Annotated in this window: 15 protein-coding genes; 8 read left to right on the forward strand and 7 right to left on the reverse strand. The window is 45.7% G+C overall.

Translation table 11 applies throughout. From position 1 onward, the window contains the following. Positions 1 to 49: 49 nt before the first annotated feature. From EJ063_RS17865 to udp, 3 genes are all read left to right on the forward strand, one after another. Entirely contained in the window at positions 50 to 1,516 is a 1,467-nt protein-coding gene (locus tag EJ063_RS17865; protein ID WP_126575669.1) for an MATE family efflux transporter, read from the forward strand. 57 nt (positions 1,517 to 1,573) lie between these two features. Further along, positions 1,574 to 3,886 carry a zinc/cadmium/mercury/lead-transporting ATPase gene (locus tag EJ063_RS17870; protein ID WP_126575670.1) on the forward strand — a complete coding sequence of 771 codons (2,313 nt, stop codon included), beginning with the start codon at positions 1,574 to 1,576 and terminating at the stop codon, positions 3,884 to 3,886. A 256-nt stretch (positions 3,887 to 4,142) separates the two neighbouring features. Next, positions 4,143 to 4,901 carry a uridine phosphorylase gene (gene udp / locus EJ063_RS17875; protein WP_126575671.1) on the forward strand — a complete coding sequence of 253 codons (759 nt, stop codon included), beginning with the start codon at positions 4,143 to 4,145 and terminating at the stop codon, positions 4,899 to 4,901. 93 nt (positions 4,902 to 4,994) lie between these two features. On the opposite strand, the gene EJ063_RS17880 is transcribed toward udp, so the two are convergent. The 3 genes from EJ063_RS17880 to metG form a co-directional block, all read right to left on the reverse strand. Then, entirely contained in the window at positions 4,995 to 5,474 is a 480-nt protein-coding gene (locus EJ063_RS17880; protein ID WP_126575672.1) for a YehS family protein, read from the reverse strand. Positions 5,475 to 5,632: 158 nt separating this feature from the next. Next, positions 5,633 to 6,445 carry a hypothetical protein gene (locus tag EJ063_RS17885; protein WP_126575673.1) on the reverse strand — a complete coding sequence of 271 codons (813 nt, stop codon included), beginning with the start codon at positions 6,443 to 6,445 and terminating at the stop codon, positions 5,633 to 5,635. Between the two features lie 206 nt (positions 6,446 to 6,651). Beyond that, positions 6,652 to 8,727, reverse strand: coding sequence for a methionine--tRNA ligase (gene metG / locus EJ063_RS17890; protein WP_126575674.1), 2,076 nt, complete (start codon positions 8,725 to 8,727; stop codon positions 6,652 to 6,654). A 156-nt stretch (positions 8,728 to 8,883) separates the two neighbouring features. On the opposite strand from metG, the gene apbC reads away from it, so the two are divergent. The 3 genes from apbC to EJ063_RS17905 all read left to right on the forward strand — a co-directional run bounded on the left by apbC (position 8,884) and on the right by EJ063_RS17905 (position 13,140). After that, complete coding sequence (gene apbC, locus EJ063_RS17895; RefSeq protein ID WP_126575675.1) at positions 8,884 to 9,957, forward strand: iron-sulfur cluster carrier protein ApbC; 1,074 nt, start codon at positions 8,884 to 8,886, stop codon at positions 9,955 to 9,957. 246 nt (positions 9,958 to 10,203) lie between these two features. After that, positions 10,204 to 10,845 carry a uridine kinase gene (gene udk / locus EJ063_RS17900; protein WP_126575676.1) on the forward strand — a complete coding sequence of 214 codons (642 nt, stop codon included), beginning with the start codon at positions 10,204 to 10,206 and terminating at the stop codon, positions 10,843 to 10,845. Between the two features lie 156 nt (positions 10,846 to 11,001). Continuing rightward, complete coding sequence (locus tag EJ063_RS17905) at positions 11,002 to 13,140, forward strand: AsmA family protein (RefSeq protein WP_126575677.1); 2,139 nt, start codon at positions 11,002 to 11,004, stop codon at positions 13,138 to 13,140. Between the two features lie 162 nt (positions 13,141 to 13,302). On the opposite strand, the gene cobO is transcribed toward EJ063_RS17905, so the two are convergent. Further along, the gene (gene cobO / locus EJ063_RS17910) at positions 13,303 to 13,908 is read right to left on the reverse strand and encodes a cob(I)yrinic acid a,c-diamide adenosyltransferase (protein WP_126575678.1); all 606 of its coding nucleotides are present in this window, start codon (positions 13,906 to 13,908) and stop codon (positions 13,303 to 13,305) included. A 109-nt stretch (positions 13,909 to 14,017) separates the two neighbouring features. On the opposite strand from cobO, the gene EJ063_RS17915 reads away from it, so the two are divergent. Next, positions 14,018 to 14,467 (forward strand): low molecular weight protein-tyrosine-phosphatase, encoded by a 450-nt coding sequence (locus EJ063_RS17915; protein WP_126575679.1) that lies wholly within the window; start codon positions 14,018 to 14,020, stop codon positions 14,465 to 14,467. Between the two features lie 12 nt (positions 14,468 to 14,479). Here EJ063_RS17915 and EJ063_RS17920 read toward each other — a convergent pair whose 3' ends face one another. The 3 genes from EJ063_RS17920 to sodB form a co-directional block, all read right to left on the reverse strand. Then, positions 14,480 to 15,142 (reverse strand): SDR family oxidoreductase, encoded by a 663-nt coding sequence (locus EJ063_RS17920; protein WP_126575680.1) that lies wholly within the window; start codon positions 15,140 to 15,142, stop codon positions 14,480 to 14,482. A gap of 203 nt (positions 15,143 to 15,345) precedes the next feature. Further along, the gene (locus EJ063_RS17925) at positions 15,346 to 15,849 is read right to left on the reverse strand and encodes a VC2046/SO_2500 family protein (RefSeq protein ID WP_126575681.1); all 504 of its coding nucleotides are present in this window, start codon (positions 15,847 to 15,849) and stop codon (positions 15,346 to 15,348) included. A 132-nt stretch (positions 15,850 to 15,981) separates the two neighbouring features. Beyond that, positions 15,982 to 16,566 (reverse strand): superoxide dismutase [Fe], encoded by a 585-nt coding sequence (gene sodB / locus EJ063_RS17930; protein ID WP_126575682.1) that lies wholly within the window; start codon positions 16,564 to 16,566, stop codon positions 15,982 to 15,984. 272 nt (positions 16,567 to 16,838) lie between these two features. On the opposite strand from sodB, the gene EJ063_RS17935 reads away from it, so the two are divergent. Continuing rightward, the gene (locus EJ063_RS17935; RefSeq protein ID WP_126575683.1) at positions 16,839 to 17,174 is read left to right on the forward strand and encodes a Grx4 family monothiol glutaredoxin; all 336 of its coding nucleotides are present in this window, start codon (positions 16,839 to 16,841) and stop codon (positions 17,172 to 17,174) included. Positions 17,175 to 17,205: the final 31 nt, after the last annotated feature.

Below are 17,205 nucleotides of genomic sequence, written 5' to 3' on the forward strand. Positions count from 1 at the left end.
AAAGGCGCATTTCGCGCCTTTTCTTATTGTAAGAATGAAGAGAAAAATAATGACAGATCAAACCGCCAAGTTCGTAGAAGGGTCAACCATGCGCCATATATTGGTGATGTCTGGTGCGGGCTCGGTGGGTCTGATGGCACTGTTTGTTGTTGACCTGATCGATATGCTGTTTATCAGCATGCTAGGCCAAGTGGAATTAGCCGCTGCTGTGGGCTTTGCAGGCACATTGGTTTTCTTCTCTACCTCTATTTCAATCGGTACTTCCATCGCGATGGGGGCATTAGTCTCCAAAGCCATTGGTGCGAAAAAACGAGAGCAAGCGAGGCAGCTCAGTACCAGCATTATGTTTACCGCTGTGGCGATCAGTGTGTTGGTTTCGGGGGTGATGTTTACCTTTATCCCAGAGCTATTAGAAGCCATCGGAGCTCAAGGCGTCGCGGCTGAACGAGCCGAAGCGTATCTGCGTATTATCTTGCCAAGTGCCCCAGTGATTGCGGTCGCGATGGCTGCAGGTGCAGGCTTACGTGCCGCAGGAGATGCCAAACGCTCAATGTGGGCAACGCTGGCTGGTGGTATCGTCAACGCCATCTTAGATCCTATCTTTATTTTTGGCTTCGATTGGAACGTTGAGGGGGCCGCATTGGCCTCTGTGTTTGCTCGATTCACAGTACTGTTCTTTTCTTTATACCCGTTGATCAAAGTGCATCAACTGGCGGCGCGTTTTGATTTTTCTGTATGGCGACAAAATCTACGCATTATTTTGGCGATTGCGGTTCCTGCCATTATTACCAATATTGCGACGCCAATTGGTAATGCGATTGTCACCTCTTCGATTGCACAGTTTGGCGAGAACTATGTTGCGGGCTTCGCGGTCATTGGTCGCTTAACGCCCGTTTGTTTTGCGGTGATTTTTGCGCTGTCAGGAGCGGTCGGTCCAATCATTGGGCAAAACTTTGGCGCGGAGCGCTTGGATCGCGTTAAAGAGACCCTCAATAACTCACTGATTGTGACCACCATTTACACGCTAGTGGTGTGTGTCGTTCTTTACTTCTCTCAGGATTTGATCATCAGTATGTTCAACCTAGAGGGGGATGCTCAAATCATTGTTGCAGCGTTTTGTACGTATGTAGCAATCAGTTTTATCTTCAATGGTGCGCAATTCGTTGCCAATACCTCTTTTAATAATTTGGGTAAGCCTTTCTATTCAACGGCACTTAATTTGGGCAAAGCAACATTAGGTACGCTGCCATTTGTGCATTTTGGTGCGCTTTGGTTTGGTGCGCTTGGCGTGCTTTATGGTCAAGCCGTGGGGACCGTGGTCTTTGGTATTATCGCGACTTTCGTATTACGCAAACACCTGTCCGATCTAACGACAAGCTCTTGTATTGAACAAGTCGAAGCTGATCCATCGATTACCAGTGTGAATAGCCAACCGTTCTGTAGCCATGATGCCGTGCTTATTGATGATGTGGCTGCGACCACAGAAGTCACTGAAGAAATCGCAGAAAAAGTTTGACCTTGGAGTAGACTCCAAGGTTTATGATTAAGGTGTACATCAAATGGAGATCGTAATATGTGCACCAAACATCAAGCTTGCCGCTCTGACAAAGTAGCGGCAAACCCATCACAATCAGGCTCTTGCTCAAGCCCTAAAATTACCAGTATTCAAATGGCAGGCGTAGAGACTGCTGATACCGGTTGCTGCAGTTCAAATAGCTGTAGTAGCACGGCTGACCCGACTGACGAAGAGAGTGAGTCCGGGGCCTCATCCGAGGCGATATTCACTTATAGCTGGAAAGTGAACGGGATGGACTGTCCATCTTGTGCAAGAAAAATTGAAACAGCGGTCAATAAAGTTTCTGGAATCGTTGAAGCGAAGGTGCTCTTTGCAACGGAAAAATTGGTCATCAAAACCAATCAAGAGAACATCGCTGAAAAAATAGAACAGACGATCATTGAAACGGGCTTTTCATTCTCAAGCTCGACTCAGGCCAACGCTTCGCTTGAACAACCCAAAGGTTGGGCTGGCGTCATGAAAGACAATGGCCAAATCATTGCGATCGCTTCCGCAATGCTTGTTGCTGCAGTCCTTAAATCAAGCTTCCCACAAGTCAGCGAGTGGCTGTTTATCCTTACCTGTTTAGCCGGCCTTTTCCCAATCGCTAAGAAAGCGTTCTCTTTGGCTAAATCTGGAACACCTTTCGCTATCGAAACCTTGATGAGTGTGGCGGCAATCGGCGCATTATACTTAGGCGAAACGGTTGAAGCCGCCATGGTTCTCTTGTTGTTCCTTATTGGTGAAAGACTGGAAGCATTTGCCGCCTCTCGCGCAAGAAGTGGGGTTCAAACCTTGATGGCGCTTGTGCCTGAAAGTGCAATCAAAGTCGTTGATGGCGATCGTATTGAAGTTTCTGCGAGCGAGTTGCAGCCAGGTGACATCATTGAAGTGTCTCCGGGCTCAAGATTACCGGCAGACGGAAAACTGCACGATGACCATGCCAGTTTTGATGAAAGCGCTTTGACGGGCGAATCCATTCCAGTAGAACGTTACACGGGTGAATCGGTTATGGCGGGAGCTGTGGTGGTGGACCGCGTGGTGCGTTTTACCATTACCTCGAAGCAAGGCGAAAACGCCATCGACCGTATTCTTCACCTGATTGAAGAAGCGGAATCACGCAAAGCGCCATTAGAACGTTTCTTAGACAAATTCAGCCGTTGGTACACACCGCTGATGATGTTGGTGTCGCTGATGGTGATCATCACGCCACCTCTGCTATTTGCTCAACCATGGGAAACCTGGGTTTATCGTGGCCTGGCTCTGCTGCTGATCGCTTGTCCTTGTGCGCTAGTCATTTCAACGCCTGCTGCCATTACATCCGGCTTAGCCGCAGCGGCACGTCGAGGTGCTTTGATCAAAGGCGGCGCCGCTTTAGAGTTGCTCGGCAGTGTTGAAACCATCGCATTTGATAAAACCGGCACATTGACCAAAGGTAAACCAGAAGTCACTGACATTGTGCCGTTAGTCAACTGGGAACAATCCGCATTACTTGCCAAAGTTGCGGCAATTGAAGTGGGTTCAAGTCATCCTCTTGCGGTTTCTTTGGTTAACAAAGCCAAGTCGGTTGGCGTTGAGATTGTCGAAGCTGAGCAGAAACAAGCCTTAGTTGGTAGTGGTGTTCGAGGTATTGTAGACGGGGTCGAATACCAAGTCGTTGCACCAAGCAAAGTGACGTTTGAGTTAGAACCAGTACTTGCTGCGCAAATTGAACTACTCGAAGACCAAGGTAAAACGGTTGTTGTGGCGATTGAATCGACTACCACGCCAATCGGTGTGATTGCCTGGCAAGATACCTTGCGTGATGACTCGGCTAAAGCGGTCCAAGCACTTAATTCACTCGGTATTCATTCCATTATGCTTACCGGTGACAACCCTCGTAGTGCTAAGGCGATCAGTGAAAAGATCGGCATTGATTATAAGGCGCAGCTACTTCCACAAGATAAAGTCACCTATGTTGAACAACTCTCGGCCAATGGCAATGTTGCGATGGTCGGGGATGGCATTAATGATGCGCCCGCTATGAAAGCGTCGAGCATTGGTATTGCGATGGGTGGTGGTACGGACGTGGCACTTGAAACCGCCGATGCCGCCATCACGCACAATCGACTGCTTGAGCTTGCGGGAATGATCGAGTTATCTCGCGCCACCTTAAACAACATTCGTCAGAACATTGCGTTGGCTCTGGGCCTAAAAGGCGTGTTCCTCGTGACCAGCTTACTCGGTATTACCGGGTTATGGGTTGCGGTGTTAGCAGACAGTGGTGCAACCGCGATTGTAACGCTCAATGCTCTACGCTTACTGAAGTTTAAACCAAAGCATTCAGTGTAATCCGAGCAGCGTGTTGAAGGAAGATCGTCCATACAGTCACTGTGTGGGCGATTTTTTATGCAATGAGTCCCCATTGTTGCGATAAAGTGTGATGCAAACCGGTTTTATGTGTAATGTGACATTTTGTTGCGATCTTAGTTGTGACAATGATCACTTCAATATCACCACTTGTTCGTTAGAGTATCCCTTGTACCCGATAAATTTATAGAGCGAGCAGAACGTGATAAGTCCTGACTTGCCAAACAAGGAGCTACCTATGTCTCAAGCTGTATTCCACCTTGGTGTTACTCAAGAAGATCTTGCTGGCGCTACTCTAGCGATTATCCCTGGTGACCCAGCGCGTGTTCAAAAAATTGCGGAAGAAATGGAAAACCCAGTATTCCTAGCAAGTCACCGCGAATACACGCTTTACCGTGCTGAGCTTGACGGCAAGCCAGTCGTTGTTTGTTCAACTGGTATCGGTGGTCCTTCGACTTCGATTGCTGTTGAAGAACTGGCGCAGCTTGGTGTTCGTACTTTCCTTCGCGTTGGTACAACGGGTGCGATTCAACCGCACGTAAACGTAGGCGACATGATCGTTTCTACCGGTTCGGTGCGTTTAGATGGTGCGAGCCTGCACTTTGCGCCAATGGAGTTCCCAGCGGTAGCAGACTTTGAAGTAGCGACAGCAATGAAAGCGGCAGTTGAGGAGTCTGGTGCGACAGTGCACATGGGTGTAACGGCTTCAAGCGATACTTTCTACCCAGGCCAAGAGCGTTACGACACTTTCTCTGGCCGTGTTGTTAAGCGCTTCCAAGGTTCTATGCAAGAATGGCAAGACATGGGCGTATTGAACTTCGAAATGGAGTCAGCAACGCTTCTAACAATGTGTGCGAGCTCTGGTCTAAAAGCGGGCTGTGTGGCAGGTGTTATCATCAACCGTACGCAGAAAGAGATCCCAGATCACTCAACGCTAAAAGAGACGGAAGCACGCTCAATCAAAGTCGTAGTAGAAGCTGCACGTAAAATGCTTTAAGGGTAGTGCGTAAGTAGGCGCTATCTAATAGAAAAAAACCTCAATCATGGGTAACCATGATTGAGGTTTTTTGTATTCGGGTTAAGGGCAATGTTACGCTACAAACTCTTCTGAATCAGGGCGGTTAGTAAATTGCACGCCGTTTAAGAAATCACACAGCAATTGATCTTCACACGCTTTGTAGTTCTTGTTGTTTGGCTTACGGAAATAAGCGCCGATTTCATATTTGCTTAGGCTAACACCAACCACTTCTAATACATCCAACACATCTTCTGCTTTCATATTTAGTGCGATACGTAGCTTCATGAAAATCATATTGTTGGTGAGTGATTGCTCTGGCTTAGGTTGTTCACCTTCTTTCTTGCCACGCTTTAGATTGATGAAACCATTTAGGAACTGAGCCAGTTCTTTATCTTTCATCTTAGTCATTGCTTTGTCTGAATCCGCTTTTAGCCAGTTATTCACTTGGTTTGCTTCAACAGTCGTGTCGGCTTGTTCAAATGCTTTGATGATTTGAGTATTTTTCAGATTCAGTGAATGCTGGATACGGCGCAAGATTTCGTTATTGGTCACAGGAGGTGCTCTTTAGTCAGGAACTGAAGTTCAGTAATTAGGGGCGACTTTATCAGAGATGCGTGTGAGGGGATAGAAATAAAAGAGGTGGTGATAGCTAATAAGCGGGACCGAAAGAGCGGCAGGAATAGAGTAGACCTACCGCTCACTAAGCTTAGTTATGCGTAGTTAACTTTTGGTAGAGGGAGGTATAAGCTTTCTGCCATATCCGACAACATCTGATCATAAACTTGAGCAATGGTGACGGAAATATCACTGGTAACTTTATAGAGCTGTTGGCACGTGATAGGCAGTTGCTCGGCAGAGGCTACCTCAGTGAGCTGAAGTATGGCTTGAGTACTGATTGGTGAGGCGACCGATAAAGGGCTAATCAAAGAAAGCTGGTTTAACTTGCGTCTGGTTTTATCCGCGTAATATTTCAGTCTGATAAATCCCTCTGGTGAGTCGCCGTCAGGAATACACAGGCGAAGCTGCGTTAGCACCTCCATGCTTTCGAGTACTTGTTGCCAGTTGAGGTGGTATTCATCATGTAGATCTTCACGTTCTGACTCAATCAGCCACGCAAGGGCAATCTCATCCATTAAGAACATGGCATGACGAATGGTTTTGCCATGAATGATCTGATTACGTGCAATGGTTCTATCTTGCCAATCACTGTGCATGGCTTTGAGCTTGAGCTGAAAGATACGAAACATAGGTTTGTTATCAAATGGGACAATGGCGACCAGCTGATTTGAGCAGTCTAATAGTTGCTTATAGAGTTGATCGAGCTGTGACTGAGCAGACTCTTTGGTCTCTGTTTGCAAGGATTGGTGGCTTACCTGTCGATGCTCTCTACTAAGTAGCAGCAGTTGACGAAGTAGAACAAGCGTGTCGAATTTTCGCTGCAGTGTGACTTGTCGGCGCTTCGAATAGTGAAAGAGCGTGGCTAAAATAGCGCACGAGATGAGAATTGAAATGACTACAAACATAACCAACTCCTTTGGGTTTGCGATTTATCTTGTTGATAAATAAGGAGTAGGCAGATTTGATGCCAAATTTCTTTTCTATGAAAATCAATGACTTAGATTAGGTGTGTTTGTTGAGGTGTTCACCCATGGTGCAGATTTTTTCCAATATGGTGAAACAAAAAAGCCCTGCTGGGTTAGAGCAGGGCTTTCAATCTAAGCAATCAAGCTTACATTACACGCATACCAGGCTGAGCACCTTCATGTGGCTCAAGAATCCATAGGTCGCTGCCACCAGGGCCTGCTGCTAGGATCATGCCTTCAGACATACCAAACTTCATCTTACGAGGTTTTAGGTTCGCTACCATTACGGTTAGCTTGCCTTCTAGCTCTTCAGGTTTGTACGCAGACTTGATGCCTGAGAATACCTGACGAGTTTCACCACCGATGTCCAGTTGGAACTTAAGCAGTTTGTTTGCTTTTGGCACTTCTTCACAAGAGATGATACGTGCGATACGCATATCGACTGCTGCGAAAGCATCAAATTCAATCTCGTCTGCGATTGGTTCTTTGTCTAGTTCAGTTTGGCTTGCTTTGTTCTTTTCAGCTTCTGCCGCTTCTTTCGCTGCAACTTCAGCTGCTGCGTCTTCTTTAGACGCTTCAATCATCGCTTCAACCTTCTTAGGATCGATGCGGTTGAATAGCGCTTTGAACTTAGTGATCTCGTGATCAGTCAGTGGCGCTGCAACACCTTCCCAAGTTAGCTCTTCGTTTAGGAACGCTTCAGTACGTGCTGCAAGTTCTGGCATTACCGGTTTTAGGTAAGTCATCAGAACGCGGAATAGGTTGATACCAACAGAACAGATGTTTTGTAGTTCTTGGTCTTTACCTTCTTCTTTCGCAACAACCCACGGTGCTTTCTCATCAACGTATTGGTTTGCTTTGTCTGCTAGTGCTGTGATTTCACGGATTGCACGGCCAAACTCACGAGTCTCAAAAAGCTCTGCGATACGATCAGCCGCAGCTGCGAACTCGTTGTATAGCTCAGGTTCAGCGAAGTTAGCAGATAGCTTGCCTTCAAAACGCTTAGTGATGAAGCCAGCGTTACGAGATGCTAGGTTAACGATTTTGTTTACTACGTCAGCGTTAACGCGCTGAGTGAAGTCTTCAAGGTTAAGGTCTAGGTCATCAATACGGCTGTTTAGTTTCGCAGCGTAGTAGTAACGCAGGCATTCTGGATCTAGGTGATCTAGGTAAGTCGCTGCTTTGATGAATGTGCCTTTCGACTTAGACATTTTCGCGCCGTTTACTGTCACGTAGCCGTGTACGAATACGTTGTTTGGCTTACGGAAACCAGAACCTTCTAGCATTGCAGGCCAGAATAGTGAGTGGAAGTAAACAATGTCTTTACCGATAAAGTGGTAAAGCTCAGTCGTGCTGTCTTTCTTCCAGTACTCATCGAAGTCTAGGCCTTCAGTCTTGTTACATAGGTTTTTGAACGAAGCCATGTAGCCAACCGGTGCGTCTAGCCATACGTAGAAGAACTTATCTTTTTCACCTGGAATTTCGAAACCAAAGTAAGGCGCATCGCGTGAGATATCCCACTGCTGTAGGCCAGACTCGAACCATTCCTGCATTTTGTTCGCAGTTTCAGACTGAAGAGAGCCAGAGCGAGTCCACTCTTGTAGCATGCTTTCAAACTGAGGTAGATCGAAGAAGAAGTGCTCAGAATCTTTCATTACTGGAGTTGCGCCAGATACTGCTGATTTAGGATCGATCAGTTCCGTTGGGCTGTACGTCTCACCACAGTTATCACAGTTGTCACCGTATTGGTCTTCTGACTTACACTTAGGACAGGTACCTTTTACGAAACGATCCGGTAGGAACATCTCTTTTTCTGGGTCAAACAGCTGAGAAATAGTGCGGCTAGAAATGAAACCGTTTTTCTTAAGCTCTAGGTAGATGTGTGAAGCCAGCTCACGGTTCTCTTCAGAGTGCGTGCTGTGGTAGTTGTCAAAGCTAATATCGAAGCCAGCGAAGTCTTTTTGGTGCTCTTCACTTACTGCAGCGATCATCTCTTCTGGCGTAATTCCCATCTGTTGTGCTTTTAGCATGATTGGCGTGCCGTGAGCATCGTCAGCACAGATGAAGTTTACAGTGTTGCCGCGTAGGCGTTGGTATCGAACCCAGATGTCAGCTTGAATGTGCTCAAGCATATGACCTAGGTGAATTGAACCGTTAGCGTACGGAAGGGCACAAGTTACCAGTAGTTTTCTCGAGTCAAGAGCGCGTGGATCGTTTGCCATACTTAATATTCGCTTTTTAAGGAGTATAGAAAAATAGAGCGTAATACTACCTTATCCCACCAGTGACTCCAAGGCTTCCAATATGGGAAACCCTAGTTTTTTCAGGGTTCAGTATCGGCTGATGGAGTGTTACGATTAGATGCATAAGGAGGACCTATGCGTCAGTTCACTTCAAAGCAAGATTTCTGTGATTGGTTGAACCAATTTGAGCACCCATCTCTTATTTCAGAATGGGCTTCTTCAGCCAATATTGTGTCTGTAAAGCCGGAAGGGTTTTCAATTGATATTCCTTTTGCTGCCAACCATTTAAAAACCGAACTTTCTGATTGGATCGCTTCTCAGCAAAAAAATGGCGATATTCAGTCTTTTGATTACACGATCACAGTCTCGCCAAAGCCTTTAGAGACGCATGTGGCTCATGAAATTAAAGGCGTTAAGAACGTCATTGCCGTGACCTCGGCTAAAGGTGGTGTGGGTAAGTCGACCACATCGGTGAACTTAGCGCTTGCGTTGGCAAAGTCTGGTTCAAAAGTGGGTCTGTTAGATGCAGACATCTACGGTCCATCGGTTCCGCTCATGATCGGTCAAATAGACGCACGACCAGAAGTTCGTGATAACAAATGGATGCAGCCGATCAGTGCGCACGGTATTCATACTCATTCGATTGGTTACTTGGTATCAAAAGATGATGCCGCTATTTGGCGTGGCCCAATGGCCGCCAAAGCGCTGTCTCAGCTACTTAATGAAACTGAGTGGCCAGATCTCGATTACTTGGTGATTGATATGCCACCAGGGACAGGCGATATTCAATTGACCTTATCTCAGCAAGTGCCGGTAACAGGTGCTGTGATCGTGACAACACCTCAAGACTTAGCCTTAGCCGATGCACGTAAAGGTGCGGCGATGTTTGGCAAAGTGGATGTGCCGGTTGTTGGTGTCGTTGAGAATATGAGCTATCACATTTGTAGCCATTGTGGAGAGAAAGAACACATCTTTGGCGCTGGTGGCGCGGAGCAAATGGCGAGCGAGTACGGATTAGATCTTCTTGCCCAAATTCCACTTCATATTCAAATGCGTGAAGATATCGACAATGGCAAGCCGACAGTCGCGGCTCGCCCTGAATCTGAACATGCGCAGCAATATATGGCATTGGCGGAAGCGGTGAGCTCTCGTTTGTATTGGCGAGGCAAGACTAAGCCTGAAAACATTATGTTTACCATGGTCGAATAGCGGACATTTCACTCAATAAGAAAGAGCGCTACTGAGCGCTCTTTTTGTTTTTATTCTGTGTAATCGATTGCGTGAGTGGCTTTTATTCTATTTGCGAATTTCTTCATAATCGCGGCTAGCAACAGGCGAGGGAACTCCCTATAATCAGGCGGTTTATCCAATTTATACTAATGCTTAGCGCTGATCTTTTGATGCACTGCTAGTATTAGCATAAAACACCAATCTAAATCATCGGGTGCAAGAATAATGTCTGATAATAATCAATGCGTCATCGTCGGTATTGCTGGCGCGTCTGCTTCTGGAAAAAGTTTAATCGCTAGCACTATCTACAACGAATTACGTGAGAAAGTGGGCGATCATCAAATTGGTGTGATTACGGAAGATTGCTACTACAACGATCAAAGCCATCTCAGCATGGAAGAGCGTGTTAAAACTAACTATGACCACCCGAGCGCGCTTGATCACGACTTACTGTGCGAGCACTTAGAAAAGCTAGTCAAAGGTGAAGCGGTAGAAGTACCAGAGTACAGCTACACTGACCACACTCGTACAGAAAATACCACGCCAATGACACCAAAGAAGGTGATCATCCTTGAAGGTATCTTACTTCTTACAGACCCTCGTCTACGTGACCTAATGCACGCGACGGTATTTATGGATACACCACTTGATATCTGTCTACTTCGCCGTGTTAAGCGTGATGTAGAAGAACGTGGTCGTACAATGGACTCTGTTCTTAAGCAATACCAAGAGACGGTTCGCCCGATGTTCATGCAATTCATCGAACCTTCTAAGCAATACGCAGACATCATTGTTCCTCGCGGTGGTAAAAACCGTATTGCAATTGATGTACTCAAAGCGCACATTGCAAAACTTCTGAAAGCTTAGTGCTAATTGCACGTATAAGACTTTATTTTTTATGAGATAAGTGGCACTTTTAGTGCCACTTTCTTTTTATGGTCTGAAAAGTCAAAATCGACCATTTATACTTGAGGTTGGTAAAGTAAGAACAACTTACCGATTCGCAAAGCAAGGATAACGCTAATGAAGAAACTGTTCCTGTTTATCGCAATTCCTCTTATTGCGATTCTTGGCCTGTTAGTGGCTCTTGTCGTATTGGTTAATCCTAACCAATTTAAACCTCTGATTGTTGAACAAGCAAAAACACACACAGGCTTAGAGCTGGTGATTGACGGCGATATTAGCTGGCAATTCTTCCCATCGATTGGCTTCGAGTTAGGCCAAACAGAGTTACGTAACCCGAAAGGCTTTGAACAACTGAATATGTTCAAAGTGGACACGGTTGGTATCGATGTCTCTGTGATGCCATTGTTCAGTCAACAACTTGAAATCGGCAACATCACTTTAGATGGTGCGGCTTTCTCGCTTGAAACATTAAAAGATGGGTCGAAGAACATTGATGCGCTGACGCAAGCTCAAACTGCTCAAGCGACGGCGACAGACTCAACTCCAGCGACCACATCAGATTCGAAGCCTGCAGAATCAACACCGACAGAACAAAGTAGTGAATCGGCTTGGAGCATCAACCTTGCAGGTGTGACGGTCTCTAACGCATCGGTTGAAATTCAAGACAAGCAAGCGGGCTCGTTCACTAAGTTATACGATGTGTCATTAAACCTTTCTGAATTTGCGGTCGATACATGGACCAAAGTGGACTTCGCAGCGAAAGGCGAAGCGAATCAGCAGAAATTTGCGGCGCAAGGTGATGCTGAATTTAAGCTAGCGAAAGGCTTTAAGGACTACGCACTGCGTAACATCAACCTAGACGCAAGCTTTAGTGATGCCGCGACTCAAATTGAAAGCGCTAAAATTGGCCTAGAAACGTTTGAGTTTGATAAAGCCAATGCACTGACTTACGCCGTTGTAGGCAATGCAGCCGGTTTGGATATCGAGATGAAAGGCGCTGCGTCACTGAATGTTGATAAAGCAATCACGAAAGTGGTGATGAACCAACTGACGCTGGATGCTACGTTTAAGGGTGATACGCTTCCTCAATCTCCGATGAAAGTAGACATGGCGTCGGATCTTTCTTTCGACTTAACCAAGAGCCACCTGAGCTTTGTGTTAGAGAAGTTGACCGCCAATGCGTTGGCTTTCGATGGTAAAGCCGATATTACCTTAGCAGACATTCCGAAAGTTCGTTTCTCTCTTCACAGCCCAAATATCGATTTGGATGAGTTCTTAGGTTTAGCTCAAGCACAAGAAAGCAAAGCTAATTCTGAGTCAGCACCTAGCAGTGAGTCTAAAACCGCCAAAACGTCACCAGCGAAACCAGCACAAGAAGTCGAACCGGATCTTTCTGCGCTTAAAACACTGGACGTAAAAGGTGATATCACCATCGATAAGTTCAAAGCTAACAATGCCAAAATGCAGAACGTAAAAACAGTGTTCACAGTTAACCGCGGTATTGCCGAGCTGAATTCGTTTACTTCTAACCTGTACCAAGGCTCGATCAGTGCAACTGCTCGCTTAGATGCACGTAAATCACCGGCAACTTATACCGCTAAAAAACGTATTAAAGGCGTTCAGGTTCAACCCTTACTGAAAGATGTGGCAGCTAACGATATGTTGGAAGGTACGGGTAACATCAGTGTGGACGTGAAAGGTAAGAGCCTAACGTCTACAGGTATCCAAAAGAACTTAGTTGGCACGATTGCGATTAACTTTGAAGACGGTGCAGTACACGGCATTAACGTTGCTCAGCTTATTCGTGAGAACTACGCCAAAATTAAAGGTGAAAAGTACGACGATAAAGAAGGCGTTCAAAAGACGGATTTCAGTGCGATGAAAGCGACCTTGAAGCTGAACAAAGGCAACGTATCGACCAATGATTTAACCATGCAATCACCGCTACTTCGTATTCGTGGTAACGGCAGTGCGAACTACATCAACCAGACGGTCGACTTTACGGTGAGCACATCGATCGTTGGTACACTTGAAGGTCAAGGTGGCAAAAATATTGATGAGCTGAAAGACGTAACGATTCCAATCAATGTGTCGGGTTCTTGGGCCAAGCCTCAGTTCAAGCTAGTGTTTGATGATGTACTCAAGCAGAAAGCGCAAAAAGAGATTGACCGCGGTGTAGAAAAACTGACGGACAAGATCAAAGATGAAGATACTAAGAAAGCCGTTGATGGACTGCTGAAAGGTTTGTTCAACTAAGCTTCTGATTCGGTCATCCTCAAGAGGGAAGGATGACCGAATTGGGGATCTCTTGAAATTACCTATTGCCTCAAGAGATTCCCTACTACGTTCGTGCCTCACTATAGGGAATGACCGATTAGTCTGCGCATCTAAATGGTCATAACCCAAGACATTGGCGTTCTACCAATCGACACCTTGCAGCGCTTTCACGCCAGACTCGAAAGCGTGCTTCACATTCTTTACTTCTGATACGGTATCAGCCATTTCAATCAGTGTGCGATGAGCGCCACGGCCAGTGATGATCACAGACTGCATCTTCGGACGATTGTTCAGCGCCTCAACCACTTCATCTAGTTCAATGTAGCCGTAACTCACCATATAAGTCAGCTCATCAAACAGCACCACATCAATCGATTCGTCAGTCAGCAGGCGCTTACACTCTTGCCAAACGCCTTGAGCGGCTTCGGTATCCGCAGTTTTGTTTTGGGTTTCCCACGTAAAGCCAGTTGCCATAACATGAAACTCGACCCCGAGCTTTTCAAGTAAGTTTCGTTCACCGTTGGCCCAAGTACCCTTAATGAACTGTGCAACGGCCGCTTTTTTATCGTGGCCAACCGCGCGAGCAACCGTACCAAAGCCTGAGGTTGATTTACCTTTACCATTACCTGTGATGATAAGTAGCAACCCTTTCTCTTCTTGAGCGGCAGCCACTTTGGCATCCACTTGCTCTTTCACTTTTTGCTGTCTGGCTTTGTGACGAGCTTCTTTATTGGTTTCTGAGGTCATGGTAAATCCTTTTTATTTAACAATACTGTGCCTATCATAGCGTATTCGCATAGGGGCAAAAACCTATGATTACTATGGGAAAGCTCGAACAACTAGGACATGGATTAAGATGAAGAAAATTCTCGTTGTCTGTATGGGTAACATTTGTCGCTCGCCAACAGGGGAAGCTGTTTTAAGAGCAAAATCTCAGGAACTCGGGGTTCCAGTGTCTGTCGATTCTGCTGGGACGATCGGGTATCACCAAGGGAATCCGCCTGACCCTCGCTCGAAAGCTGCAGGTGAAAAGCGAGGTTATTCCTTCAGAGGGATTCGTTCCCGAAAAGTGGTTGCTGATGATTTCGAACAGTTTGACCTAATCTTAGCCGCAGATGCAGACAACTTAGCCGACTTAAAAGCTCAATGCCCTAAACGCTTACACTATAAATTGAAGCTGTTTTTGGAATATGGTGATTCGGGGTATTCAGAGATACCTGATCCGTACTACGGTGGTGACAATGGATTTGAATTGGTGCTAGATTTGATTGAAGAGGCGTCAGAGCAAGTGCTTCGCTCACTCTGAGCCTTTCATTGTTTAAGCTGCCATTACTCGGCCGCTGAAGTAGTCATTAGAGACGATGTATTCGGTGTTTCTAATCAGTTCGTCTTGGACTTCTGCCCAGTGCGCCTCATCATGCTCTAACGTTGGCACAACGCCACCCACTCGAATATTGAACGGTGTCAGCTCTTTTGCCCAACTCTGGGTAAACCCTGCCACCATTGACGTTGCATTGTCTAACCCTGAAAAATCTTGATAATCGGGGTTAGAGACCACATTCACTATCACGCCATTCTTTTTTTCATTGCGCATTCTCTCCGCGGTCGCTTGCCCGAAGCTAAACATGGTCGCGGCCATCAACGACAGATTTTGACTAAACAAATCACTGCCTTTTTGATCGAAAACATTGGGCATCGCTTGTGCGGTAAGTGTATTGAGCAAAACATCTGGGGAGCGTCCAACCGTTTTATCCATAAACTCAAACAGATCTTGGATAGACGGCAGTGAATGATCGGGGATTTTAAATTGATAGACGTGAGCGGAAATTTCACGACATAGCTGAAAATTTTGTTGTAGTTGTGGGCTGATTCGGTCGCACAGGACAACGGTCGCGCCTAATGATGCGAAATGGTAAGCGAGTGTTCCACCCACTTGTGAACCTGCTGATGTCACTAAAATTACCGCACTTTTTATATCCATTGGCTTACCCCCCATAAGCAATGCTGCGCAAAAACTGTCCACATAGCATGGTTGATTAACTGTTATCGAGTTGTGAATAACATCAAATAACGTTGCTCGTTAGTATGACAAAGTGCGAAATTTTGGCCTCATTCACACTATGCAGCCGTATTGCTAACAAAGTCCGAAAAATAAGACATCAAATTTGTGATCTGAGTTGATCGTTAGGCTTGTGCTTGGATCTGGAAAGTACGCTGAGCTTTGATGAGCTGATTATAAAGATCAATAGGCATCAACTCTTTTTGTTCTTTTTCACCCATAGAGCGGCGCTGGTGGCCAGATAGATTGTGGTAAACCTCTTCAGGAAGATCATGAGTATCTTCAGGAAGATAGGTGAGAGCATCTGGTTTTAGGTAGTGGCTGAGTTTCGCACTTGGTAAACCCGACGTATGGAAAAGTGACGCTTGCTGTGCCGACATCTCATAAGAGCTTTGATCAGAGCGCAGTTGTTGAGGCAATTGTAATTCAAACCGTTGACGCAGTGCTTGCTCGGTTGTGTCGATTTCATCCACTTTTTCAACGGGTGTGTTGTCACGAACGTCATCAGAGAACATCGACAAAATCAGCGAGAAATCGGCACGACGACCTTCGTGAACAGCATGGTTAATCCCCGTGCCGAACTGAAGTTCGTTGATAATGCTCGCTTTGTCTAAAGTGTGAATTTGCATGATGTTCCTCGTTTGATGCTTTTATAACGACACAGCGGCAAAAAACTTTAGGAAAATCAGCGTAAGAAATGAAAAAAGCCAGCGAAATGCTGGCTTTTTAAACGACTAAATTTTAAATCCTTAGGGGAAGGATTATTTAGCTAGGTTTTCTGCAACGAAGTCCCAGTTAACTAGCGCCCAGAATGCGTTCATGTAGTCTGGACGTACGTTACGGAAATCGATGTAGTAAGCGTGTTCCCATAGGTCAACTGTTAGAAGTGGAGTTGTACCTTCTTCAGTTAGAGGCGTCGCTGCGTTAGAAGTGTTAACGATTTCTAGAGAACCGTCAGCTTTCTTCACTAGCCAAGTCCAAGAAGAACCAAAGTTGTTGATTGCAGAATCAGTGAACTTCGCTTTGAACTCTTCGAAAGAACCGAATGCAGCGTTGATTGCGTCTGCAACTGCGCCTGTTGGTTCACCGCCAGCGTTTGGTGCTAGACAGTGCCAGTAGAACGTGTGGTTCCAGATTTGAGCTGCGTTGTTGAATACGCCACCAGTAGAAGTTTTGATGATCTCTTCTAGTGTTTTGCCTTCGAACTCAGTACCAGGGATAAGGCCATTTAGCTTAACAACGTAAGTGTTGTGGTGCTTACCGTGGTGGAAATCTAGAGTCTCAGCTGAGATGTGTGGTTCTAGTGCGTCTTTTGCGTAAGGAAGAGCTGGTAGTTCAAATGCCATTGCTCGATTCTCCGTTTAATATGAAAGAGAGGAGACTCTTTCGATTGCTTCCAATGTATTTGTTATTCGAGATCTAGATAAAAATAGATCACGGTCATTGTGCTGACTTGCGCTCTAGTTTAGCAATTTTTCGTCTTATTAAAAGCTTAGCTCGACAATTTCTATATGAAATTTCATTATGGTCTAAAACCCCATGTAGATTAGGCTTTTTATTCTCTACCAATGGTTTAGAATATCGGGATAACTTGCAGTAACTCCATTAAGAGGAAGCAATGGAAACTATCGAAAAAATCAAACAGCAAATCGCAGAAAACACGATCCTTCTTTACATGAAAGGTTCTCCAAAACTACCTAGCTGCGGTTTCTCTTCTCAAGCATCACAAGCACTTATGGCATGTGGTGAGAAATTCGCTTACGTAGACATCCTACAAAACCCTGACATCCGTGCAGAGCTTCCAGCTTACGCTCAGTGGCCAACATTCCCTCAACTTTGGGTTGAAGGTGAGCTAATCGGTGGTTGTGACATCATCCTTGAGATGTTCCAGAAAGGCGAACTTCAGCCTCTAATCAAAGAAGCGGCTGAGCGTGCAGGTTCTGACGAAGAATAAGAATTAAAAATACTGTTTAAATTTACAGTTT

Origin of the sequence: Vibrio aquaticus, from assembly GCF_003970385.1 — a bacterium.
GTDB classification, from domain to species: Bacteria; Pseudomonadota; Gammaproteobacteria; order Enterobacterales; family Vibrionaceae; genus Vibrio; species Vibrio aquaticus.